This window comes from Kribbella sp. NPDC031520, from assembly GCF_055580825.1.
In genome coordinates, this window is sequence record NZ_JBVIKS010000001.1 from 1056219 (window position 1) to 1076405 (window position 20187).

Consider the following 20187-nt stretch of genomic DNA (forward strand, 5'->3'; position numbering starts at 1 on the left):
GTGCGAAAGGTGATCGAGTACGTCCTGGTTTCGGCGGACGGCGTCTACGAAGACCCGGTCGGTATGGGTGTCGGCGAATACCAGGACGACGCATACCTGCGCGACGGTTTGGGATTGCTGACGGCGTGCGACGCGATCCTGTTCGGCCGGAACACCTACGAGGCGTTCGCGAACCTCTACGGCCGCGGGACCCACAAGCCGATGTGGTCCGACCGGCTCACCGCAATCCCGAAATACGTCTTCAGCTCCACCCTGGAAAAGGCCGACTGGGGCAATCCGACCATCGTCCGAGGCGACGTCGTCGCCGAGGTGACCCGCCTCAAGCAGCAGAACGGCGGGAACCTACTGATCCTGGGCCACGGCCAGTTCGGAGAGACGCTACTGCGGGCGGGGCTGATCGATCTGATCGACCTCACCATCTACCCGCTGCTGGTGGGCCACGGAAAGCAGTACTTTCAAGAAGGCCAAAGCGCCAAGCTGACACTCACAGCCGCAAAGACCTTCTCGAAGATCGTGAAGCTGACGTACGCGATCCTGCCGTAAACGGCAAGTGCGCCGGATTTCTCCGGCGCACTTGGTTTCAGAGCTTCAGGGAGGTGGCGACCACTTCGGCTAGCGAGTGGGCTATTTCGTGGGCTGTGTCGGAGGACTCCGCTTCGACCATCACCCGGACGAGGGGCTCGGTGCCCGAGGGGCGGAGGAGGACTCGGCCGGTGTCGCCCAGGCGGGTGGTTGCTTCGGAGACGGCTGACTGGACGGCCGGGTCGGTGCCGGCGCGGCTCTTGTCGACGTTCTTCACGTTGACGAGGACCTGCGGGAGGCGGGTCATGGCGCCGGCCAGGTCGGCCAGGGTCTTGCCGGTCTGGGCTACCCGAGCCAGCAGGTTGACCGCCGTGAGCGTGCCGTCGCCGGTGGTGGCGTGGTCGGAGAGGATGACATGGCCGGACTGCTCGCCGCCGAGCTTGTGGCCGCCGGCCTTCATCGCCTCGAGCACGTACCGGTCGCCGACCTTGGTCTGCTCGACCGCGATCCGCTCCCGCACCATCGCCTGGACGAAGCCCAGGTTGCTCATCACGGTTGCGACGACGGTGTCGTTCGACAACCGGCCGCTGTCCCGCATCGCCAGTGCCAGGATCGCGAGGATCTGGTCGCCGTCGACGAGCTCGCCGTTCGCGTCCACCGCCAGGCAGCGGTCCGCGTCGCCGTCGAGCGCGATGCCGACGTCGGCGCGGTGCCCGACCACCTCACGCTGCAGACCCTCGATGTGGGTGGATCCGCAGTTCAGGTTGATGTTCAGGCCGTCCGGGGCGGCGGCGACCGTGATCACCTCGGCGCCCAGCCGGCGGAGCGCCTCCGGAGCGGTCTCCGAGGCGGCGCCGTTCGCGCAGTCGATGACGACCTTGAGCCCGTCGAACCGGTTCGGCGCCGAGCGGACCAGGTGCGAGACGTACGTCTCGAAGCCCTGCCCGTCGTCGGTCACCCGGCCGACGACCGCACCGGTCGGACGCTGCCACTCCTCGCCCATCCGGGCCTCGATGGCGTCCTCGATCACGTCGTCGAGCTTGATCCCGCCGCGGGCCAGGAACTTGATGCCGTTGTCCGGCATCGGGTTGTGGCTGGCGGACAGCATCACACCGAGGTCGGCACCGGTCGAACCGGTCAGGTACGCGACGGCCGGGGTCGGCAGTACGCCGAGCCGGACGACGTCCACGCCGGCGCTGGCCAGACCGGCCACCACCGCCGCTTCCAGGAACTCACCACTGGCACGAGGATCCCGGCCCACAACGGCGCGCGGCCGGTGCCCTTCGAAGGCACCGGCCTCGCCGAGTACGTGAGCTGCCGCGACCGAGAGGTCGAGCGCCAGCTCCGCGGTCAGGTCCACGTTCGCCAGGCCACGGACTCCGTCCGTGCCGAACAAACGCCCCATCAGGTGATCAGCGCTTGCTGTACTGAGGCGCCTTACGGGCCTTCTTGAGACCGGCCTTCTTCCGCTCCTTGATCCGCGCGTCGCGGGTGAGCAGACCGGCCTTCTTCAGACCCGGGCGGTTCGCCTCGAGGTCCGCCGCGTTCAGGCAGCGGGCCACGCCGAGCTGCAGCGCACCGGCCTGGCCGGTGATGCCGCCGCCGTTGATCCGGGCGATCACGTCGTACGAGCCCTCGAGGCCCGCGACGACGAACGGCTCGTTCACGTGCTGCTGGTGGACCTTGTTCGGGAAGTAGACGTCGAGGTCCTTCCCGTTGATCTTCCACTTGCCGGTGCCCGGGACGATCCGCACGCGGGCGACGGCCTCCTTGCGGCGACCAGTGGCGCCGGCCGGGTTGATGACCGCGACGCGACCCGTCTCGGCGCGCTGCTCCGGAGCCGGGTTGGTCTCGGAGGTGTAGGCGACCGGGCCCTCGCTGTCGATGGGGACCTCGGGGTCGAACTCTTCGGTCTCGGTGGTGATGTCGCTCACGCTGTGAATCCTCGTTTACCTGGTTCGTCGATCGCTTACTGGGCGATCTGGGTGATCTCGAACGGCTTCGGCTGCTGGGCCGTGTGCGGGTGCTCCGGACCGGCGTACACCTTCAGCTTGGTGAGCAGCTTCCGGCTCAGGCGGTTCTTCGGCAGCATGCCCCAGACGGCCTTCTCGACGGCCTTGCGCGGGTCCTTGTCGAGGATCTCGCCGATCGGCGTCGCGGTCAGACCACCCGGGTGCCCCGAGTGGCGGTAGGCCAGCTTGTCGGTCCGCTTGGTGCCGGACAGGGCCACCTTGGAGGCGTTGACGACGACGACGAAGTCGCCACCGTCAACGTGCGGGGCGAACGTCGGCTTGTGCTTGCCGCGCAGCAGGGTTGCGATCTGGACGGCGAGCCGACCGAGCGTGACGTCGGTGGCGTCGATCACGTGCCACTCGCGAGTGACGTCAGCAGGCTTCGGGCTGTACGTGCGCACGGTCGTTGACCTTCGTTTCTCAGAGATTGACTAGAACTGGACGTCGGCGAGCGGTCAGCCGACAAGACAGACGTCTGTACTGGACCTGATACGCACAACAGCAGCCCAGAATACCGGCGACGGCGGGCGCGGGTCAAAGTGAGCTGACCCGCCGAACCCACCCCGGCTTGGAACGAGCTGAGGACCGCACTAGTTTAGCGGTGAAGATTGCAGTCCAGACCCGCGTCCCGCCGGCTGATCTACCCTCATTCATCCAGGCGATGACGCCAGCTTCCGAAGAGGGCATCGTGACCGAACAGTCGCTCACCGTCCGGGACAACCGGACCGGCAAGGACTACGACCTTGCCATCACCGATGGCACCATCCGTGCCGCAGATCTCAAGCAGATCAGTGCAACCGACGGCGACGGTGGCCTGGCCACCTACGACCCGGGCTTCGTCAACACCGCGTCCACCCGGTCCTCCGTCACCTTCATCGACGGCGACAAGGGCATCCTCGAGTACCGCGGGTACCCGATCGAGCAGCTCGCCGAGCAGTCGAACTACCTCGAGGTCGCGTACCTGCTGGTGAACGGCTCGCTGCCGAACAAGGCGGAGTACGAGGCCTGGGCGCACGACGTGACGTATCACACGTTCGTGCACGAGAACCTGAAGACCTTCATGCAGGGCTTCCGGTACGACGCCCACCCGATGGGCATGCTGCTCGCGTCGGTCGGCGCGCTGTCCACCTTCTACCCGGAGTCGCGGGAGATCTTCAACGAGGAGTCGCGGGCGCTGCAGATCCGCCGGCTGATCGCGAAGATGCCGACGCTGGGCGCGTTCGCCTTCCGCCACGCTCAAGGCAAGCCGTACGTCTACCCGGACAACGAGCTCAGCTACGCGGCGAACTTCCTGTCGATGCTGTTCAAGATGAGCGAGCCGAAGTACGCCGCCGACGACCGGCTGGTGCGGGCGCTGGAGATCCTCTTCATCCTGCACGCCGACCACGAGCAGAACGCCTCCACCAACGCGGTCCGGGCGATCGGTTCCACCCAGGTCGACCCGTACAGCGCGGTCACCGGTGGCATCGCGGCGCTGTACGGCCCGCTGCACGGCGGCGCCAACGAGGCGGTGCTGAAGATGCTCCGCCGGATCGGCACCGTCGACAACGTGCCGGCCTTCATCGAGGGCGTGAAGAACGGCGAAGAGCGGCTGATGGGCTTCGGCCACCGGGTCTACAAGAACTACGACCCGCGCGCGAAGATCATCAAGCGGGCCGCGGACGATGTCTTCGAGGTCACCGGCATCAACCCGCTGCTGAAGATCGCCGTCGAGCTGGAGAAGATCGCGCTCGAGGACGAGTACTTCGTCTCCCGCAAGCTCTACCCGAACGTCGACTTCTACTCCGGCCTGATCTACGAGGCGCTGCAGTTCCCGCCGGAGATGTTCACCGTCCTGTTCGCGATCCCGCGCACCTCCGGCTGGCTCGCCCAGTGGCTCGAGATGCTCGGCGACACCGACCAGAAGATCGCCCGCCCCAAACAGATCTACACCGGCGCCCGCGGCGTCCAGTACGTCCCAATGGGCGACCGCTGACCCGCACGTAGCCTCGACACCAGCCGCCGCGAAACAACCCGTTTCGCGGCGGCTGTCCGTTTGCGCACGCCACTTCGCGGCGACAGTCGGGGCGCCACCTTTGGACTGGGAAGACCTCCTGGGGACTGGGCACAGGTAATTGCCTATCGTCAGTCCCCACGAGGTGTCTCCACACCCCGAACGCCAGCACCCCGACCACGGCAGCACCCGGCGCCGACCACCTGCGCGCGTCTCCGCGGGCCGCGCACCCCGCCGAAGGCGGCCAATTGGAGATGGCCCCGGGCGGGCTTGTTGCCTCGGTCCGGGGCCATCCGGCGCCTCTGCGGACTAGGACGCGGCTGGTGTGCCTTCCGGTTCCTTGAGGTACGCGACGAGTTCGTCGAGCTGGCCGCGGGCGCGGATCATCGCCAGGTGGTGGATGTAGTCGCGGGACTCGACGATCAGGCCGTCGCGGACGCGCAGTACGAAGATCGCCGGCACCCGGAACGACTCGCCGGTCGCGAGGATCGTGCCGGCGTACTCGAACTCGGCGACGATCACTTCCGGGTCGGCGGTCCGGTGCACCCGGATGTTGTCCGGCTGGAAGCGGACCACCTCGGTGACCCGCGGGCCGACGCCGCCGAAGTGTTCGCGGAGCGCGTCCCGGGTGAGCAGCGGGTGGTCGCCGTACGGGCTCATCGGGTGCCGTACGTCGGTCTGCTCGGCGTACAGGTCCGGCAGTACGGCGAAGTCGCGGTCGGCGACGCCGTGCACCAGCTTCAGGAAGACCTCTTCAGGAGTCATCGGATTCCTCACAGGAGATAAACGGAGTGATGACTATCAAATATATGGAGTTGCGACTTCGTTTACAACCGGACGCCTGGTCGGGGCGTCTTCTAGGCTGAGAGCGGGGCGACGGAGGGGAGCTGGGGTGCGAGCAGACGCACGGGACAACCGGGCCAGGATCATGACGGCCGCGGACGACGTCTTCGGGCGGTCGCCGGGTGCGTCCACCGACGACGTGGCGAAGCTGGCCGGGGTGGGGATCGCGACGGTGTTCCGGCACTTCGCGACCAAGACCGAGCTGCTCGAGGCGGTGCTGACGCTGCGGCTCGAACGGCTGCGGGACCGGGCCCGCGAGCTCGCCGGCAGCGCCGATCCGGGGGCGGCGTTCTACGTGTTCTTCACGCAGGTGGTGTCCGAGTCGGCGTCGAAGCTGGCGATCGCCGAGGCGCTGACGGCGTCCGGTGCGGCCGCCGGTGAGGAGGCACGCGCGGCCGGTCGCGGGATGCGGGAGGCGTTCGACGGGCTGCTCATCGCGGCACAGAAGGCCGGCGCGGTCCGGACCGACGCGGAGTTCCCCGAGGTGTACGCGCTGCTGATCGGCGCGTCCCGCGGCGCGACCGCGGCGAACCTGACCCCCGAGACCCGCGACCGGATGCTCGCCCTGGTGTACGACGGCCTCAAACCGCGCGGGTGAAACGCCCGCGCCGGGTCCTGGTCACGCTGGCACTGACAGTAGTCGTACTGATTGCCGCACCGCTCGGGACGTACGCGATCTCGCTCCGCGCGCAGTATTCCGGTGACCCGACCGCCCGGACCCGGAACCAGGACGCGCTGTGGCTCGGACACGCCTGGGTCGACGGCCGGAAGACCGCCGCCGACGTGACCGCCCTGGCGCAGCGCCTGCACGGCACCGGGATCCGCGACCTGTACGTCCACACCGGGCCGCTGGAGCACGACGGCTCGTTGCCGTTGGCAAAGGTTTCACCGAAGGCGCGGTGGTTCGTGGACGCGATCCGAGCGGCGGCGCCCGGCGTACGGGTGCACGCCTGGCTGGGTGACGTCGTACGGCCGGGGAAGGATCCCGGGATGGACCTCGACGATCCAGCCGTCCGGCAGCAGGTGGTCGCATCGGCGAAAGCCGTCCTGCAGCAGGGGTTCCAGGGCATCCACTACGACTTCGAACCGGTGCAGTCCGGCTCGAAGGGGTACCTGGCAGTGCTCGACGAGACACGCGCCCTCGGTACGAGGTTGTCGGTCGCGGCGGCGCAGCTCGACCCGCTCTGGTACCTGCACGCGATCCCGATCGGGAAGTGGTGGTCGCAGGACTACTTCGGCCAGGTCGCCGAACGCGTCAACCAGATCGCCGTGATGTCGTACGACACCGCCATGCCACTGGAGTCCCTGTACGGCGGCTACGTCGCCAAGCAGACCAGGCTGGCGCTGGAGGTCACTCCCCCGACCACGGACCTGCTGATAGGCCTCCCGGCGTACTGGGAGAACAACGCGGCCCACTGGGGTCACGCAGAGACCGTGGCCGCGGCAGTGCGCGGCGCACGGCTCGGCTTGGGCGACTCACCCCGTCAGAACTTCGGCCTGGCCCTGTACGTCGACTTCGCGGCCAGCGACGACGACTGGACGGCCTACCGCGACGGCTGGTGCCTGCAGCCTTAGCGGGCGCGGTCCACGCGGCCTTCGTCCCAGACCGGCTCGTCCGGTTCGTAGACCGAGCCGTCCGCGCCGAAGACCAGGAATCGGTCGAAGCCGCGGGCGAACCAGCGGTCGTGGGTGACGGCGAGGACCGTGCCGTCGAAGGAGTCCAGGCCCTCCTCCAGCGCCTCGGCCGACTCGACGTCCAGGTTGTCGGTGGGCTCGTCGAGCAGCAGCAGCGTTGCACCGGACAACTCCAGCAGGAGGATCTGGAACCGGGCCTGCTGACCGCCCGACAGGCTGTCAAAGGTCTGCTCGGCTGCGTGAGCCAGCTCGTACCGGTCGAGCTTCCGTGACGCCAGCTCACGGCCCATGCCCTCACGGTGGTCGTCACCGCGGTGCAGGATCTCCAGCAACGTCCGCCCGACCAGCTCCGGATGCTCATGCGTCTGCGCGAACCAGCCCGGCCGCACCCGCGCCCCGAGCTTCGCGTTGCCCGTGTGCGCCACAGGTGTGATCTTGACGTCGCCGATCGGCTGGTGCTCCACGTCCGGATCAGAGCCACCGTTCGCGAGCAGCCGGAGGAAGTGCGACTTGCCGGACCCGTTCGAACCCAGCACGGCCACGCGTTCGCCGTACCAGACCTCGAGGTCGAAGGGTTTCATCAGACCGGTCAGCTCGAGCTCGGTGCACACGACCGCCCGCTTGCCCGTACGGCCGCCGGTCAGCCGCATGCTGACCTTCTGCTCGCGCGGGAGCGCCTGCGGCGGACCGGCCTCCTCGAACTTGCGCAGCCGGGTCTGCGCGGCCCGGTACCGCGAAGCCATGTCGGAGTTGTACGCCGCCTTCTGCTTGTACATCAGCATCTGCGCGCGCAGCTTGGCGTGCTCCTCGTCCCAGCGCTTGCGTAGCTCTTCAAAACGCTCGAAACGATGCTGCCGGGCCTCGTGGTACGTCGAGAAGCCTCCGCCGTGCGTCCACGCGCTGTTACCGGCTGCACCGAGCTCTACCGTCACGATGCGGGTAGCAGTGTTGGCGAGGAGCTCCCGGTCGTGGCTGATGTACAGAACGGTCTTGTCGGAGTTCCGCAGCTGCTCCTCGAGCCAGCGCTTCCCTGGTACGTCCAGGTAGTTGTCGGGCTCGTCCAGCATCAGCACCTGATCCGGCCCGCGCAGCAGGGCCTCCAGCACCAGGCGCTTCTGCTCACCGCCGGACAGGGTCTTCACCTCACGCCAGCGGCAGCGGTCGAACGGGATGCCCAGCGCGGACGTCGTACAGACATCCCAGAGCACCTCGGCGTCGTACCCGCCGACCTCGCCCCAGTCCGCGACGGCCTGTGCGTACTTGAGCTGGGTCTTCTCGTCGTCGGCCTCCATCATCGCCAGCTCGGCCTTGTCCAGCTTGGCCGCGGCCTGCTGGATCGCCTCCGGCGCGACGCCGAGCAGCAGGTCCCGTACGGTCGACTCGTCCCGCACGGAACCGACGAACTGCCGCATCACGCCGAGCCCGCCGGACCGCGAGATGCTGCCGCTGTGCGGTTTCAGGTCGCCGGCGATGATCCGGGTCAGCGTGGTCTTCCCGGACCCGTTCGCGCCGACCAGCGCGACCTTCGCGCCGTCGCCGACCCGGAACGTGATGTCGTCCAGCAACACCCTGCCGTCCGGCAACTCGTAACCCACACCGGCGACGTCCACATGACCCATTCCCCCAGTCTGACGGGCCGCACCTGATCCGGGCGAACCGTTATCGTCGCGGCGACCCTTCGACAGGTGATGATCGGCTGGGTCCGAGAGTGAGGAGAGCCGCGGATGGACGCCCTGAGTGAGGCGCAGAGGGTGTACGACGACGCCTTGAGCTCTCGTACCATCGGACCGGCCAGGTGGTACGAGCTGATGGACGCTGTGAAGCGGCTCCGGGCGCTGATGGACGATCTGCGGCCCAAGCAGCAGGCCGTGGTCGCGCGGCTGATGGCACACCTGCTCCGGGTGCTGGCAACGGTCGAGCAGCCTCCACCCGGGTAACGCCCCGGCCTGGTCGTGAGTGAAGATCAGCACACGTGAGGAAGGGGTGCGGATGGACGGGCAGCACGACACCGACGGACCGGAACGGCCCGGCGTCGCCGATGACATCGCCGATCTGCAACGGTTCCTGGGCCACTTCACCGGGGCCGGCAGCCGAGGCGTGCAGACAACCTCCGATCAGCGGCCCGACAACGTGCGGCCACTCGACGTGCATCGCGAGCGTCGCGCCGCCCGACAGGTCGACTGAGCTACCAGTCCTTCAGGGCGTTCAGGTACGTACCGCCGGTTGGGCGGACGTCGCCGACCATGAACAGCTTCAGTGGAGCGGAGTACAGGCCGTAGACCTTGCTCCCCGTGAAGAAGCCTGGGGAGTCGCAGCCGTCGTACTGGACCCAGACTTCGCGAGTGCCGTCCGCAGTGGTGAAGCGCAGGGCGATCGCCTCGGCGGGCTTGGCGGTCTGGGGAGCGCACTTGAAGACCGGTAGGGCCGGGTTGCGTTCTGGTAGGACCTTGATCGCGTCCACTACCTGCTGAGCCACAGCAGCATCGAAGACCTGCTGGCCAATGACCGCGCCGCTGGCCATGTTGTAGCGGCAAGCGCGCAGACCGGTCACCGGAGTGTTCAAGTCGAGGCCAGTACCAGGCGGCAAGGCGTTCGGGGACTGTGCTTGGGTGATCGCGGCCTGCGGCGCGCAGCCAGTCTGCTGGGTCTTCGGTGCGATGCCTTCCCCGCTCTTGTTCGATGCGGCAGAAGGAGCAGAAGCAGCGTCGCCCTGGCTCGTGCTGACAGGTGACCCACCACCAACGATCCCCCACACGCCACCGACGGCAGCAGCCACCAGTACCGCGCCAGCAGCCACAGACCACGCCTGCCGGCGCTTGTGCACGCGGCGACGTGCCTCGCTCGCGAGTCCGGTCTTCTGCAGTCCTGTCAGGCCGGCGTGGTCCTGCAGTGCGGCACTGATCTTGGGGCCGAGCTCCTGCTCAGGGTCTTGCTCAGGCATCCTCGGCTCCTTCCGTACTCAGAGTGGTTTTCAGCGACGCCAGCGCGCGGTGTACGTGAGACCTTGCCGTCGCCTCCGCGCAGTGCAGCAGCTGGGCGATCTCGGCGTACGACAGCTCCTCGTAGAACCGCAGTACAACGGCAGCGCGCTGCTTGTCCGGCAATGTCGCGCAGAGGTCCCAGACCGCGTCGGCCTCCGCGCGTGCGGCCGTACCGTCCGGAACCGCACGGGCGGTACGTACCGGGTCGTCGACCGGTGCCTCCCGTCGCCGGAACCTGCGCCACCAGGAGATGTGCGCGTTGACCACCATCCGCTTCACGTACGCCTCTGGGTCGTCAGCGCGGCTCACCCGGCCCCAGCGGGCACAAGCGGTCGTCAGGGCGTCCTGGACGGCGTCCTCGGCCAGGTTGGAGTCGCCGGTCAGCACATAGGCGAACCGCAGCAACGCATCGGCCTTCTCGGTGACCCACACCTCGAAGTCGAGCGGCTCGACCCGCACCTCCGCTGCCGCCAAGGCTGCCTCCATATCCCTCAGGACGGCGATGAACCCGTGTTCGTTGCAGCTGTGGTGCCCAGTCTGACGGCTCGGGCAGGTCAGCGGGTGGCTCGTAGGACGCGGAAGCCCTTGGCGCTGCCTACTCGCTCGCACGGGTAGCCCTGGTCGGTCATCCAGCGCTGCAACGAGTCGCCGCCCAGGTTCTTCCCCACGACGAACCACGCGACGCCGTCGGGGCCCAGGCGGTCCAGCCACCGGAGCAACATCTTGTGGAGTTCTGGTTTGCCGATGTGGATGGCTGGGTTGGACCAGATCTGGTCGAACCGCAGCTCAGCGGGTACGTCGTCCGGCAGGGCCACCCGCACCCGATCCGAAACGCCCGCGGCCTCACCGTTCAGCTGGGTGAGCTCCAGGGCGCGGTTGTTCACGTCGACGGCCCACACGGTCGCGGCCGGCGCCTCGACGGCCAGTGCGCAAGCGATCGGCCCGTAGCCACACCCCAGGTCGAGGAACGTCCCCGCCGCGCTCGGCGGTTCCACCGAGCGCAGCAGGACCGACGTACCGATGTCCAACCGGTCCCGGGAGAACACCCCGGTGGCCGTTGTGAAGACGTACGGCTTGCCCCAGATCTGTGCCTCGACGGTACGTCGTACGTCTGCAGAAGCAGGCTCTGCCGAGAAGAAGTGGTCACCCACGCTGATGTACCTCCCCACGCACCTGCCGGGCCTGCAACGCCCGCGCCGCCAGCTCTTCGTCCGCCGGATAACGCACTTCCTCCAGCGTCAGCCCGTGCGCCGGCAGCACCGACACCGCCGAGTCCCGCACCTTCCCAGCCAGTACTGCGGCCGGCCAAGCCACGTCCCGCCGTCCGTCGCCCACGGGGATCATCGAACCGACAAGAGCCCGCACCATCGAGTGGCAGAACGCGTCCGCGATCACAGTCCCCTCCAGCTGCCCCACACCGGTCCGCTGCCACGAGAACTCCAGCAGCGCCCGTACCGTACTGGCGCCCTCCCGCTTCTTGCAGAACGCCGCGAAATCATGCTCCCCGAGCAGCCCCGCCGCGGCCGCGTTCATCCGATCCACATCGAGCGGTCGCCCCACCCGAAGCACATGTCCCCGAGTCAGCGGATCCCACCCGGCCGGGTCGTCGCACAGCCGGTACACGTACCGCCGGGCGAGAGCGGAAAACCTGGCGTCAAAGCCCTCTGGAGCCGCCGTGACGGCTGTGACAGCTACGTCCTCGGGCAGGACGCCGTTCAGCCCTCTCAGGAGCCTCAGCGGGTCTACAGCGCCTTCAACGTCCAGATGGGTGACCTGACCGCGAGCATGCACGCCTGTGTCGGTCCGGCCGGCACAAGTCACGGTCAGCGGCTCCGGCAGCCGCAGTACGACGCGGACGGCCTCCTCCAGCGTGCCCTGCACCGTACGGAGTCCCTCTTGACGGGCCCAGCCGTGGAAGCCCGTTCCGTCGTACCTGAGGTCTATCCGCCAACGCACACGGCAATCTAACGCAACAGGGCCCCCTCACCGTGCGGTGAGGGGGCCCTGAGGAGCACTGAAGGAGTGCTTACTTGTCGTCGTCCTCGGTCTCGCCGGCCTTGGTGAAGCCTGCGGCCTCGGCATCTGCCTCGGTCTTGAACCAGACCTCGGCGACCGTCTGGTCGTACCACGGCGACTCGGTGGTGTGGTACTTCATCGAGTTCTCGTTGCCCTTGACGGTGAAGCCCTCGGGGACGGAGCCGTCCTCGAGCGGCGCGGCGGAGTTGTCGAACTTGCCGGCCACGACGTCCTGGACCTTTTCGTCCTTCGGCTCGTCGGCCTTCTCCTCGGCCTTCGGCGCGGCGGCCTTCTTCGCCGGGGCCTTCTTGGCCGCGGTCTTCTTCGCCTTCGGCGATTCGGACAGCGCCTCGACCAGCTCGATCTTCACCATCGGGGCGTTGTCGCCCTTACGCGGGCCGAGCTTGGTGATCCGGGTGTAGCCACCCTGGCGGTCCGCGTACCGCTCACCGATCTCGGTGAAGAGCACGTGCACGACGCTCTTGTCCTTGATCCGCTTCATCACCTGGCGGCGCGAGTTCAGGTCACCACGCTTGGCCTTGGTGATCATCTGCTCCGCCAGCGGCTGCAGGCGCTTGGCCTTGGCCGCGGTGGTGGTGATGGCGCCGTGCTCGAACAGCGACGTCGCGAGGTTGCTGAGGATCAGCTTCTCGTGCGCCGGGCTGCCGCCCAGCCGGGCACCCTTGGTGGGGGTTGGCATCTCATAACTCCAGGAATCTAAGGCCCGTCGGGCCGAAGGGGTGTAGGGCCCGACGGGCCTTGGTCAGCTCAGTACTGCTCGGTCTCGGCGAAGCTCTCGTCCTCGTCGTCCGCCTCGTTGCCGTAGGCACCGGACGCGGCGCGGAGGTCGAAGCCAGGAGGCGAGTCCTTCAGCGACAGGCTCATCTCGGCCAGCTTCAGCTTGACCTCGTCGATGGACTTGGAACCGAAGTTCCGGATGTCCAGCAGGTCCTGCTCGCTGCGCGAGATCAGCTCACCCACGGTGTGGATGCCCTCGCGCTTCAGGCAGTTGTACGACCGGACGGTCAGCTGCAGGTCCTCGACCGGCAGCGCCAGGTCGGCGGCCATCTGCTCGTCCACCGGCGACGGGCCGATGTCGATGCCCTCGGCCTCGACGTTCAGCTCGCGGGCCAGACCGAACAGCTCGACCAGGGTCTTACCGGCCGACGCGACGGCGTCGCGGGGCAGCATCGACGGCTTGGTCTCGACGTCGACCACGAGCCGGTCGAAGTCGGTACGCTGCTCGACACGCGTGGCCTCGACCTTGTAGGTGACCTTGAGGACCGGCGAGTAGATCGAGTCGACCGGCATCCGGCCGATCTCGGCGTCGGCGGACTTGTTCTGTACGGCGGACACGTAGCCGCGGCCCCGCTCGACGACCAGCTCCATCTCGAGCCGGCCCTTCTCGTTCAGGGTGGCGATCTTCAGGTCCGGGTTGTGCACCTCGACACCGGCCGGCGGCGCGATGTCGGCGGCGGTGACGTCACCGGGGCCCTGCTTGCGCAGGTACATGGTGACCGGCTCGTCGTGCTCGGAGGAGACGACCAGGTCCTTCAGGTTCAGGATCAGCTGGGTGGCGTCTTCCTTGACCCCGGCAACGGTCGAGAACTCGTGCAGGACACCGTCGATCTTGATGCTGGTGACGGCGGCACCGGGGATGGAGGACAGCAGGGTCCGGCGGATCGAGTTGCCGAGGGTGTAGCCGAAGCCCGGCTCCAGCGGCTCGATCACGAACCGCGAGCGGTACTCGTCGACGACCTCTTCGGTCAGGGTGGGGCGCTGTGCGATAAGCACTTCTGGTTCCTTCTTTCGTCGCGACGACCACTATTTGAGGTCGCGAGGGGGTGAAGAACGCACCGGACCGGCCGGCAGCCCGGGGGCCACCGGCCGGCGCGCGGTCAGTTCTTCGAGTAGAGCTCGACGATCAGGTGCTCGGCGACCTGGGTGTCGATCTGCTGCCGGGTCGGCAGCTGGTGGACGAGGATCCGCAGACGCTCCGGCATCACCTCGAGCCAAGCCGGTACGACGCGCTCGGAGTGCGTCTCCCGGGCGATGATGAACGGCGTCGTCTCGACCGACTTCTGCTTGACATCGATGATGTCGTGGGCAGCGACGCGGTACGACGGGATGTTCACCTTGACGCCGTTCACGGTGAAGTGACCGTGGACGACGAGCTGACGGGCCTGCCGGCGGGTCCGGGCCAGGCCGGAGCGGTAGACCACGTTGTCCAGGCGGGACTCGAGGATCTGCAGCAGGTTGTCACCGGTCTTGCCGGAGCGCCGCGAGGCCTCCTCGTAGTACCGGCGGAACTGCTTCTCGAGAACGCCGTACGAGTAACGCGCCTTCTGCTTCTCGCGCAGCTGGAGCAGGTACTCGCTCTCCTTCGGGCGGCCGCGGCCGTGCATACCCGGCGGGTACGGACGACGCTCGAACGCCTTGTCGCCACCGACGAGGTCGACCCCGAGACGGCGCGACTTCTTGGTCATAGGTCCGGTGTAACGGGCCATGGTTCGCTACCTTCCTCTCTCTGGGGTCAGACCCGGCGCCGCTTCGGCGGGCGGCATCCGTTGTGGGCGACTGGGGTGACGTCCTGGATGGTGCCGACCTCGAGGCCGACCGCACCCAGCGAACGGATCGCGGTCTCACGGCCGGAGCCGGGACCCTTGACGAACACGTCGATCTTGCGCATGCCGTGCTCCATCGCGCGGCGCCCGGCGGCCTCGGCGGCCATCTGCGCGGCGAACGGGGTCGACTTGCGCGAACCCTTGAAGCCGACGGTGCCCGCGGAGGCCCACGAGATGACCGCGCCGGTCGGGTCGGTGATCGTCACGATCGTGTTGTTGAACGTGCTCTTGATGTGCGCGTGGCCGGCGGCCACGTTCTTCTTCTCCTTGCGGCGCACCTTCTTCGCGCCGGCCGCCGTGCGGCTCTTGGGAGGCATAGGTCAGTTGCTCCTGGGCTGGTCGTAAGTCATCCGGGTCACTTCTTCTTCTTGCCGGCGATCGCCTTACGGCGACCCTTGCGGCTACGGGCGTTGGTCCGCGTGCGCTGACCGCGCACCGGAAGCCCGCTGCGGTGCCGGCGACCCTGGTACGACCCGATCTCGATCTTGCGGCGGATGTCCGCGGTCACCTCGCGACGGAGGTCACCTTCGATCTTGTAGTTGCCTTCGATCCAGTCCCGGAGCTTGACCAGCTCGTCGTCGCCCAGCTCGTGGACGCGCTTGTCCGGGGAGACCCCGGTGTTCTTCAGCGTTTCGTGGGCGCGTGTGCGGCCCACACCGAAGATGTACGTGAGAGCGACCTCGATGCGCTTGTCGCGCGGCAGGTCCACTCCAACGAGGCGTGCCATGTGGCGGTGTTCCTTTCGTCGGCAGAGGTGTGGTGGCGCGCTGCGTCCTTGCCCGCCTCGGTGAGTTCGTCACCGGCAAGGCCCCGGCCTCTGTTCCGGGGGCGACATCCGGCGTGGTTCCGGTGCCGGATGAGCATGCGCGCTGTGGTGCGAAAGTGCTGTGTTACTGCAAGAGGCTTGTCAGCCCTGCCGCTGCTTGTGCCGCGGGTTCTCGCAGATCACCATGACCCGGCCGTGCCGGCGGATCACCTTGCACTTGTCGCAGATCTTCTTGACGCTCGGGTTGACCTTCATCGAGCTACTTTCTTCGACAGGTGTTGGTGGTGTTACTTGTACCGATAGACGATGCGACCCCGGGTGAGGTCGTACGGCGACAGCTCCACGACGACCCGGTCCTCGGGGAGGATCCGGATGTAGTGCTGCCTCATCTTGCCGCTGATGTGCGCGAGCACCTTGTGCCCGTTGGACAGCTCAACACGGAACATCGCGTTCGGCAGGGCCTCGACGATGGTGCCCTCGAGTTCGATAACTCCCTCTTTTTTGGGCATGTCCTCGCACTTCTGTAGACGTGACTGGCTATGGCTACAAAGAGCCAAGGAAAAAGTGTACGCCACGCGCGGCCATCATCCCAATCGAGCCCTCAGCGGGTACTCTCCGGCTCCCCCGCGCGCTACTCAGGGTTACGGCCGGCGGCCCACTGTTCGCCGGCGCGCCAGACCTGTTCGGGCATCAGGTCGAGCAGGTCGCAGGCCGCGTCGAGCTGCGCCAGGGCGGTACCGGACTCGCGGTACGCGGGAAGGATCGCGACGAACCGCCGCCCCTCGCAGCTGAAGCCGAACGGGGGTACGCCGGCCAGCGCCTCCACCGCCCGCGGGTGCAGCACCGCCCGCGCGTGGTCCTCGCGTCCGTTGTACAACCGGTACCGCGTCTTCAGCCCGTCGACCTCGACCGGCAGCGGAAGCAGGCTGGCCGCCGCGACCGGCGCGAGGCCGGTGGGCAGTACCTGCAGCGGCGGCAACGGCCGATCCACCTGCAGGTCGAGGAAGTCGAAGCCGAGCTCGCGCCGCCGTACCTTGTGCCGGAACCTCCCGGTCCAGAACTCCCGCCCGCGGTGCCGGCCGGACGTGACGTCGACGACGCCGGCCTTCGGGTCGGCGTCGAAAGGTGGGAACGGCCAACGGTCCAGCAGCTCGTCCCCGGAAGCGCTCACCCGCCAGCCCAGCTGCCCGGCCGTGTCCACCCACTCGCGCCGCCGCCGGCCGTCACCGATCCGGAGCGCCACGGTGAACACCACCAGCGCCAGGAACCAGGCGAGCAGCACCCACCCCACCCACCGCGGCTCCAGCAACAGCCCGGCGATCGCCAGCGGTACGGCGACCACGAACCAGATCACGTAGACGATCGCGGTCCCCTGGTGCAACTGCCACGCCAGATCCGCCCGCAACCGCGGGCCTGCCGCGTCGCGACTGACCGGGGGCGCGGTCAACGGCGCCTGCCGAGACCGCCGAGGGCGATGATCGCCCACGGGATCAGCAGCCAGACCGGCCAGAAGTGCGGCCAGTGACCGCCGTTGCCGAGCCCGATCACGAACCAGATCACCACGTTGATCAGCACCACGCCGGTGAAGCCGCCGACCGCGTTACCGCGGCGGTGCGGGTGGTTCTCGCGCTTGCGCTCCGGGAAGCTGCCCGGCTCCGGCGCGGGCTTGGTGTCCTTGACCACCTCGGGCGTCTGGTACGTCTGCACCGGCGGCAGGTCACGCACCAGCGGCTCGAGCTCGCCGTACGTCTGCACGGCGTAGAGCTGGTCGAGCCGGGACGAGAACTCGGGCTGGTCCAGCCGGCCGTCCGCGAACGCGTCCCGCAACCGGCCGGCGATCTTGTCGCGGTCGGCTTCGGTGAATCGCTGGTACGGCTGGTACTGAGGCATGTCTCAAGTGTGCCTCAGCTCCGGTTCCCCCCGCGTCCCCCAACGGGTGGACCCAAGAGGTCCGTCGATCAGTCGGCGAGCGGCCCGAACTCGATGCCGAGTTCGGCGAGCTTCGCCTCGCCGCCGTCGAGGGCGGTCAGCACCCACGGGCCTTGCGGAGTGAGAGTGAACGTGTGCTCGGTGTGAGCGGCGGCCTCGCCGTCGTCGGTAACGACCGTCCAGTCGTCCTCGAGCGTGTGGTTGTCCTGCTTGCCGAGGGTCAGCATCGGCTCGACCGCCAGCGCCATCCCCTCGACCAGCTTCGGCCCGCGGCCGGGACGGCCGAAGTTCGGCACGTTCGGCGGCTGGTGCATGGCCGAGCCGATCCCGTGCCCGACGAAGTCCTCGACGATCCCGTACGACGAGTTCGCGCGGACGTGCGCCTCGACCGCGGCCGAGATGTCGGACAGCCGGCCACCGAGCCGGGCGGCGGCGAACCCGCGCCACATCGACTCCTCGCAGACCCGGGCCAGCTCGAGCAGCTCGTCGGCGACCTCACCGACGCCGACCGTGATCGCCGCGTCGCCGTGCCAGCCGTCGACGATCGCACCGCAGTCGATCGAGATCAGGTCACCGTCGGCGAGCACCCGGCCGCCCGGGATGCCGTGCACGATCTCGTCGTTCACCGACGCGCAGATCGAGCCGGTGAACCCGTGGTACCCCTTGAACGACGGGACCGCGCCGGAGGACCGGATGTTGTCCTCGGCGATCGCGTCCAGCTCGGCGGTACTGATCCCGGCCCGCACCGTTCCGCGGAGCAGCTCCAGCGTGCGGCCGACCACCAGGCCGGCCTTGCGCATCGCCAGAATCTGCTCGCGGGTCTTGATCTCGATACCGCGGTCCCTGAACATCACGTTCTTGCCGTTACTCCGTGATCGACTTGAGTGCGGCGAGGACGCGTTCGCTGACCTCGTCGATCTCGCCGACGCCGTCCACCTCGACCAGCAGGCCGCGCTCGGCGTACACCTGCAGGAGTGGCTTGGTCTCGGCGACGTACACGTCCTGGCGGTGCCGGATGACCTCTTCGGAATCGTCCGTACGGCCGTCGGTCTGGGCCCGCTTGAGCATCCGGCCGACCAGTACGTCGATATCGGCGACCAGCGCCACCACGGCGTCCAGCTTGTGGCCGTGGTCGGCGAGGATCTCGTCCAGCGTGCCGACCTGGGCCAGCGTCCGCGGGTACCCGTCGAGGAGGAAGCCGTCACCGGCGTCGGCCTCGGACAGCCGGTCCCGGACCATCGCGTTGGTGACCTCGTCCGGGACGTAGTCGCCGGCGTCCATGTAGCGCTTCGCCTCGACACCGAGCGGCGTCTCGTCCTTCACGTTCGCACGGAAGATGTCGCCGGTGGACACGGCCGGGATATTCAGGCGTTCCGCAAGCACCTTTGCCTGCGTGCCCTTGCCCGCCCCGGGCGGACCCATCAGCAACATTCTCATCAGCGCAAGAACCCTTCGTAGTTACGCTGCTGCAGCTGACTCTCGATCTGCTTCACCGTGTCGAGTCCGACGCCGACCATGATCAGGATCGACGTACCACCGAACGGGAAGTTCTGGCTCGCGTTCAGCAGGACGAGGGCCACCAGCGGGATCATCGAGATCGCCGCGAGGTAGATCGCGCCCGGCAGCGTGATGCGGTCCAACACGTACTTCAGATATTCCTCGGTCGGCCGCCCGGCCCGGATGCCCGGGATGAAGCCGCCGTACTTCTTCATGTTGTCGGCGACCTCCTTCGGGTTGAAGGTGATCGAGACGTAGAAGTACGTGAAGAAGATGATCAGGGCGACGTACGTCACCATGTAGATCGGGTGGTCGCCCTTGACCAGGTTGCCTTGGATCCAGTTCGACCAGCTCTTGCCCTGCTGGAACTGACTGACCAGGACGGGGAGGTACAGCAGGCTGGAGGCGAAGATGACCGGGATGACGCCGGCCTGGTTGACCTTCAGCGGGATGTACGTCGAGGTGCCGCCGAACATCTTCCGTCCGACCATGCGCTTGGCGTACTGGACCGGGATCCGGCGCTGCGCCTGCTCGATGAAGATGACCGCGGCCATGATGACCAGACCGATCGCGATCACCACGACGAAGGTGGCGACGCCCTTCTGCTTGCGGATGCTCCACAGCTGGGTCGGGAAGGTGGCGACGATCTGGGTGAAGATCAGGATCGACATACCGTTGCCGACGCCGCGGTCGGTGATCAGCTCACCGAGCCACATGATCACGCCGGTACCGGCGGTCATGGTCAGCACCATCACCATGACGGTGAACCAGTCGTCCTTGTAGAGCAGCGGCTCGCTGCAGCCCTGGAACAGCCGGCCCGGCGTCCGGGCCAGCGCCACGAAGGCGGTCGACTGCAGGATCGCCAGGCCCACGGTCAGGAACCGGGTGTACTGGGTGATCTTGGCCTGTCCCGCCTGGCCTTCCTTCTTCAGCGACTCCAGCCGCGGGATCACCACGGTGAGCAGCTGCAGGATGATGCTGGCGGTGATGTACGGCATGATGCCGAGCGCGAAGATCGCGAGCTGCAGCAGTGCGCCACCGGAGAACAGATTGATCAAGTTGTACAGGTTGGCGTTCTGGCCGCCCTGGGAGATCTTGATACAAGTGTGCAGCGACTGAACGTTCACACCCGGAGCCGGCACCACGGAGCCGATCCGGAAGATCACGACGATGAAGAGCACGAACAAGATCTTCCGGCGCAGGTCCGGCGTCTTGAACGCGTTGGCGAAGGCGCTTAACACCCTGTCCTCCCACAAGTTTCCCTTGCCGCGGGCACGGCAGGGGCCTAGCTAACCGCTGGGCAAGAGACGAACCAGGGCCCGTCCGACCGGCGCAGGATATCAAGCACCGCCCGTTACGAGCCCTGGAC

27 protein-coding genes are annotated in these 20187 nt (G+C 67.6%); 6 read left to right on the plus strand and 21 right to left on the minus strand.

The window, feature by feature from the left end; translation table 11 throughout:
* Positions 1-543, plus strand: coding sequence for a dihydrofolate reductase family protein (locus ACZ5BU_RS05215; protein WP_465695699.1), 543 nt, complete (start codon positions 1-3; stop codon positions 541-543).
* 37 nt (positions 544-580) lie between these two features.
* On the opposite strand, the gene glmM is transcribed toward ACZ5BU_RS05215, so the two are convergent.
* The 3 genes from glmM to rplM are packed head-to-tail and all read right to left on the minus strand — an operon-like array spanning position 581 to position 2935.
* On the minus strand, positions 581-1927 hold the full coding sequence (gene glmM / locus ACZ5BU_RS05220) for a phosphoglucosamine mutase (protein ID WP_465695700.1): 1347 nt from the start codon (positions 1925-1927) through the stop codon (positions 581-583).
* Between the two features lie 7 nt (positions 1928-1934).
* Complete coding sequence (rpsI, locus tag ACZ5BU_RS05225; protein ID WP_141854750.1) at positions 1935-2456, minus strand: 30S ribosomal protein S9; 522 nt, start codon at positions 2454-2456, stop codon at positions 1935-1937.
* Positions 2457-2491: 35 nt separating this feature from the next.
* Positions 2492-2935: a 50S ribosomal protein L13 gene (rplM, locus tag ACZ5BU_RS05230; protein WP_131286311.1), complete on the minus strand. Its 444-nt coding sequence runs from the start codon at positions 2933-2935 to the stop codon at positions 2492-2494.
* A gap of 260 nt (positions 2936-3195) precedes the next feature.
* On the opposite strand from rplM, the gene ACZ5BU_RS05235 reads away from it, so the two are divergent.
* Positions 3196-4509 carry a citrate synthase gene (locus tag ACZ5BU_RS05235; RefSeq protein ID WP_465695702.1) on the plus strand — a complete coding sequence of 438 codons (1314 nt, stop codon included), beginning with the start codon at positions 3196-3198 and terminating at the stop codon, positions 4507-4509.
* Positions 4510-4836: 327 nt separating this feature from the next.
* On the opposite strand, the gene ACZ5BU_RS05240 is transcribed toward ACZ5BU_RS05235, so the two are convergent.
* Positions 4837-5292: a nuclear transport factor 2 family protein gene (locus tag ACZ5BU_RS05240; RefSeq protein ID WP_465695703.1), complete on the minus strand. Its 456-nt coding sequence runs from the start codon at positions 5290-5292 to the stop codon at positions 4837-4839.
* A gap of 127 nt (positions 5293-5419) precedes the next feature.
* On the opposite strand from ACZ5BU_RS05240, the gene ACZ5BU_RS05245 reads away from it, so the two are divergent.
* Together ACZ5BU_RS05245 and ACZ5BU_RS05250 are read left to right on the plus strand one after the other, a co-directional pair.
* Positions 5420-5968, plus strand: coding sequence for a TetR/AcrR family transcriptional regulator (locus ACZ5BU_RS05245; RefSeq protein ID WP_465695705.1), 549 nt, complete (start codon positions 5420-5422; stop codon positions 5966-5968).
* Entirely contained in the window at positions 5965-6945 is a 981-nt protein-coding gene (locus ACZ5BU_RS05250) for a glycoside hydrolase family 18 protein (protein WP_465695707.1), read from the plus strand. Before ACZ5BU_RS05245 ends, ACZ5BU_RS05250 begins: the two co-directional genes overlap by 4 nt.
* Here the strand turns inward: ACZ5BU_RS05250 and ACZ5BU_RS05255 are convergent.
* Positions 6942-8624 (minus strand): ABC-F family ATP-binding cassette domain-containing protein, encoded by a 1683-nt coding sequence (locus ACZ5BU_RS05255; RefSeq protein ID WP_465695709.1) that lies wholly within the window; start codon positions 8622-8624, stop codon positions 6942-6944. The two genes, ACZ5BU_RS05250 and ACZ5BU_RS05255, sit on opposite strands and share 4 nt — an antisense overlap.
* Before the next feature lie 105 nt (positions 8625-8729).
* Here ACZ5BU_RS05255 and ACZ5BU_RS05260 point away from each other — a divergent pair, with 105 nt between their 5' ends.
* Together ACZ5BU_RS05260 and ACZ5BU_RS05265 are read left to right on the plus strand one after the other, a co-directional pair.
* A complete protein-coding gene (locus tag ACZ5BU_RS05260; RefSeq protein ID WP_465695711.1) occupies positions 8730-8942 on the plus strand; it encodes a hypothetical protein in 213 nt (70 codons plus the stop codon).
* 52 nt (positions 8943-8994) lie between these two features.
* Entirely contained in the window at positions 8995-9189 is a 195-nt protein-coding gene (locus tag ACZ5BU_RS05265) for a hypothetical protein (protein WP_465695712.1), read from the plus strand.
* A 1-nt stretch (position 9190) separates the two neighbouring features.
* Here ACZ5BU_RS05265 and ACZ5BU_RS05270 read toward each other — a convergent pair whose 3' ends face one another.
* The 16 genes from ACZ5BU_RS05270 to secY form a co-directional block, all read right to left on the minus strand.
* On the minus strand, positions 9191-9946 hold the full coding sequence (locus tag ACZ5BU_RS05270; protein WP_465695713.1) for a hypothetical protein: 756 nt from the start codon (positions 9944-9946) through the stop codon (positions 9191-9193).
* Positions 9939-10460 (minus strand): SigE family RNA polymerase sigma factor, encoded by a 522-nt coding sequence (locus ACZ5BU_RS05275; protein ID WP_465695714.1) that lies wholly within the window; start codon positions 10458-10460, stop codon positions 9939-9941. Before ACZ5BU_RS05275 ends, ACZ5BU_RS05270 begins: the two co-directional genes overlap by 8 nt.
* 80 nt (positions 10461-10540) lie before the next feature.
* The gene (locus ACZ5BU_RS05280; protein WP_465695716.1) at positions 10541-11137 is read right to left on the minus strand and encodes a class I SAM-dependent methyltransferase; all 597 of its coding nucleotides are present in this window, start codon (positions 11135-11137) and stop codon (positions 10541-10543) included.
* Positions 11130-11942 (minus strand): tRNA pseudouridine(38-40) synthase TruA, encoded by an 813-nt coding sequence (truA, locus tag ACZ5BU_RS05285; protein WP_465695717.1) that lies wholly within the window; start codon positions 11940-11942, stop codon positions 11130-11132. The genes ACZ5BU_RS05280 and truA overlap by 8 nt, the downstream gene beginning before the upstream one ends.
* Before the next feature lie 70 nt (positions 11943-12012).
* Positions 12013-12702 carry a 50S ribosomal protein L17, sunset domain variant gene (gene rplQ, locus ACZ5BU_RS05290; protein WP_465695718.1) on the minus strand — a complete coding sequence of 230 codons (690 nt, stop codon included), beginning with the start codon at positions 12700-12702 and terminating at the stop codon, positions 12013-12015.
* A 68-nt stretch (positions 12703-12770) separates the two neighbouring features.
* The gene (locus tag ACZ5BU_RS05295; protein WP_396401585.1) at positions 12771-13796 is read right to left on the minus strand and encodes a DNA-directed RNA polymerase subunit alpha; all 1026 of its coding nucleotides are present in this window, start codon (positions 13794-13796) and stop codon (positions 12771-12773) included.
* 104 nt (positions 13797-13900) lie between these two features.
* Entirely contained in the window at positions 13901-14509 is a 609-nt protein-coding gene (gene rpsD, locus ACZ5BU_RS05300) for a 30S ribosomal protein S4 (protein ID WP_465695720.1), read from the minus strand.
* A gap of 26 nt (positions 14510-14535) precedes the next feature.
* Positions 14536-14943 carry a 30S ribosomal protein S11 gene (gene rpsK / locus ACZ5BU_RS05305; RefSeq protein WP_131286332.1) on the minus strand — a complete coding sequence of 136 codons (408 nt, stop codon included), beginning with the start codon at positions 14941-14943 and terminating at the stop codon, positions 14536-14538.
* 38 nt (positions 14944-14981) lie between these two features.
* Complete coding sequence (gene rpsM, locus ACZ5BU_RS05310) at positions 14982-15353, minus strand: 30S ribosomal protein S13 (RefSeq protein WP_184840609.1); 372 nt, start codon at positions 15351-15353, stop codon at positions 14982-14984.
* 180 nt (positions 15354-15533) lie between these two features.
* Positions 15534-15647 (minus strand): 50S ribosomal protein L36, encoded by a 114-nt coding sequence (rpmJ, locus tag ACZ5BU_RS05315; RefSeq protein ID WP_008361054.1) that lies wholly within the window; start codon positions 15645-15647, stop codon positions 15534-15536.
* 32 nt (positions 15648-15679) lie between these two features.
* Positions 15680-15901, minus strand: coding sequence for a translation initiation factor IF-1 (infA, locus tag ACZ5BU_RS05320; protein WP_012923661.1), 222 nt, complete (start codon positions 15899-15901; stop codon positions 15680-15682).
* A 122-nt stretch (positions 15902-16023) separates the two neighbouring features.
* On the minus strand, positions 16024-16839 hold the full coding sequence (locus ACZ5BU_RS05325) for a type III secretion system chaperone family protein (RefSeq protein ID WP_465695722.1): 816 nt from the start codon (positions 16837-16839) through the stop codon (positions 16024-16026).
* Positions 16836-17282 (minus strand): DUF1707 SHOCT-like domain-containing protein, encoded by a 447-nt coding sequence (locus ACZ5BU_RS05330; protein WP_465695723.1) that lies wholly within the window; start codon positions 17280-17282, stop codon positions 16836-16838. The genes ACZ5BU_RS05325 and ACZ5BU_RS05330 overlap by 4 nt, the downstream gene beginning before the upstream one ends.
* A 68-nt stretch (positions 17283-17350) precedes the next feature.
* The gene (gene map / locus ACZ5BU_RS05335) at positions 17351-18172 is read right to left on the minus strand and encodes a type I methionyl aminopeptidase (protein WP_465696713.1); all 822 of its coding nucleotides are present in this window, start codon (positions 18170-18172) and stop codon (positions 17351-17353) included.
* A 13-nt stretch (positions 18173-18185) separates the two neighbouring features.
* Complete coding sequence (locus tag ACZ5BU_RS05340) at positions 18186-18758, minus strand: adenylate kinase (RefSeq protein WP_465695724.1); 573 nt, start codon at positions 18756-18758, stop codon at positions 18186-18188.
* Positions 18758-20059, minus strand: coding sequence for a preprotein translocase subunit SecY (gene secY, locus ACZ5BU_RS05345; RefSeq protein WP_465695726.1), 1302 nt, complete (start codon positions 20057-20059; stop codon positions 18758-18760). Before secY ends, ACZ5BU_RS05340 begins: the two co-directional genes overlap by 1 nt.
* Between the last annotated feature and the right edge of the window lie 128 nt (positions 20060-20187).

Bases quoted from the DNA above. Each gene is read 5' to 3' on its own strand.
- glmM (WP_465695700.1), bottom strand. From the start codon at position 1,927: ATGGGGCGTTTGTTCGGCACGGACGGAGTCCGTGGCCTGGCGAACGTG.
- ACZ5BU_RS05235 (WP_465695702.1), top strand. From the start codon at position 3,196: ATGACGCCAGCTTCCGAAGAGGGCATCGTGACCGAACAGTCGCTCACC.
- ACZ5BU_RS05240 (WP_465695703.1), bottom strand. From the start codon at position 5,292: ATGACTCCTGAAGAGGTCTTCCTGAAGCTGGTGCACGGCGTCGCCGAC.
- ACZ5BU_RS05255 (WP_465695709.1), bottom strand. From the start codon at position 8,624: ATGGGTCATGTGGACGTCGCCGGTGTGGGTTACGAGTTGCCGGACGGC.
- ACZ5BU_RS05260 (WP_465695711.1), top strand. From the start codon at position 8,730: ATGGACGCCCTGAGTGAGGCGCAGAGGGTGTACGACGACGCCTTGAGC.
- ACZ5BU_RS05265 (WP_465695712.1), top strand. From the start codon at position 8,995: ATGGACGGGCAGCACGACACCGACGGACCGGAACGGCCCGGCGTCGCC.
- ACZ5BU_RS05270 (WP_465695713.1), bottom strand. From the start codon at position 9,946: ATGCCTGAGCAAGACCCTGAGCAGGAGCTCGGCCCCAAGATCAGTGCC.
- rplQ (WP_465695718.1), bottom strand. From the start codon at position 12,702: ATGCCAACCCCCACCAAGGGTGCCCGGCTGGGCGGCAGCCCGGCGCAC.
- rpsD (WP_465695720.1), bottom strand. From the start codon at position 14,509: ATGGCCCGTTACACCGGACCTATGACCAAGAAGTCGCGCCGTCTCGGG.
- rpsK (WP_131286332.1), bottom strand. From the start codon at position 14,943: ATGCCTCCCAAGAGCCGCACGGCGGCCGGCGCGAAGAAGGTGCGCCGC.
- rpsM (WP_184840609.1), bottom strand. From the start codon at position 15,353: ATGGCACGCCTCGTTGGAGTGGACCTGCCGCGCGACAAGCGCATCGAG.
- rpmJ (WP_008361054.1), bottom strand. From the start codon at position 15,647: ATGAAGGTCAACCCGAGCGTCAAGAAGATCTGCGACAAGTGCAAGGTG.
- infA (WP_012923661.1), bottom strand. From the start codon at position 15,901: ATGCCCAAAAAAGAGGGAGTTATCGAACTCGAGGGCACCATCGTCGAG.
- ACZ5BU_RS05330 (WP_465695723.1), bottom strand. From the start codon at position 17,282: ATGCCTCAGTACCAGCCGTACCAGCGATTCACCGAAGCCGACCGCGAC.
- map (WP_465696713.1), bottom strand. From the start codon at position 18,172: ATGTTCAGGGACCGCGGTATCGAGATCAAGACCCGCGAGCAGATTCTG.
- ACZ5BU_RS05340 (WP_465695724.1), bottom strand. From the start codon at position 18,758: ATGAGAATGTTGCTGATGGGTCCGCCCGGGGCGGGCAAGGGCACGCAG.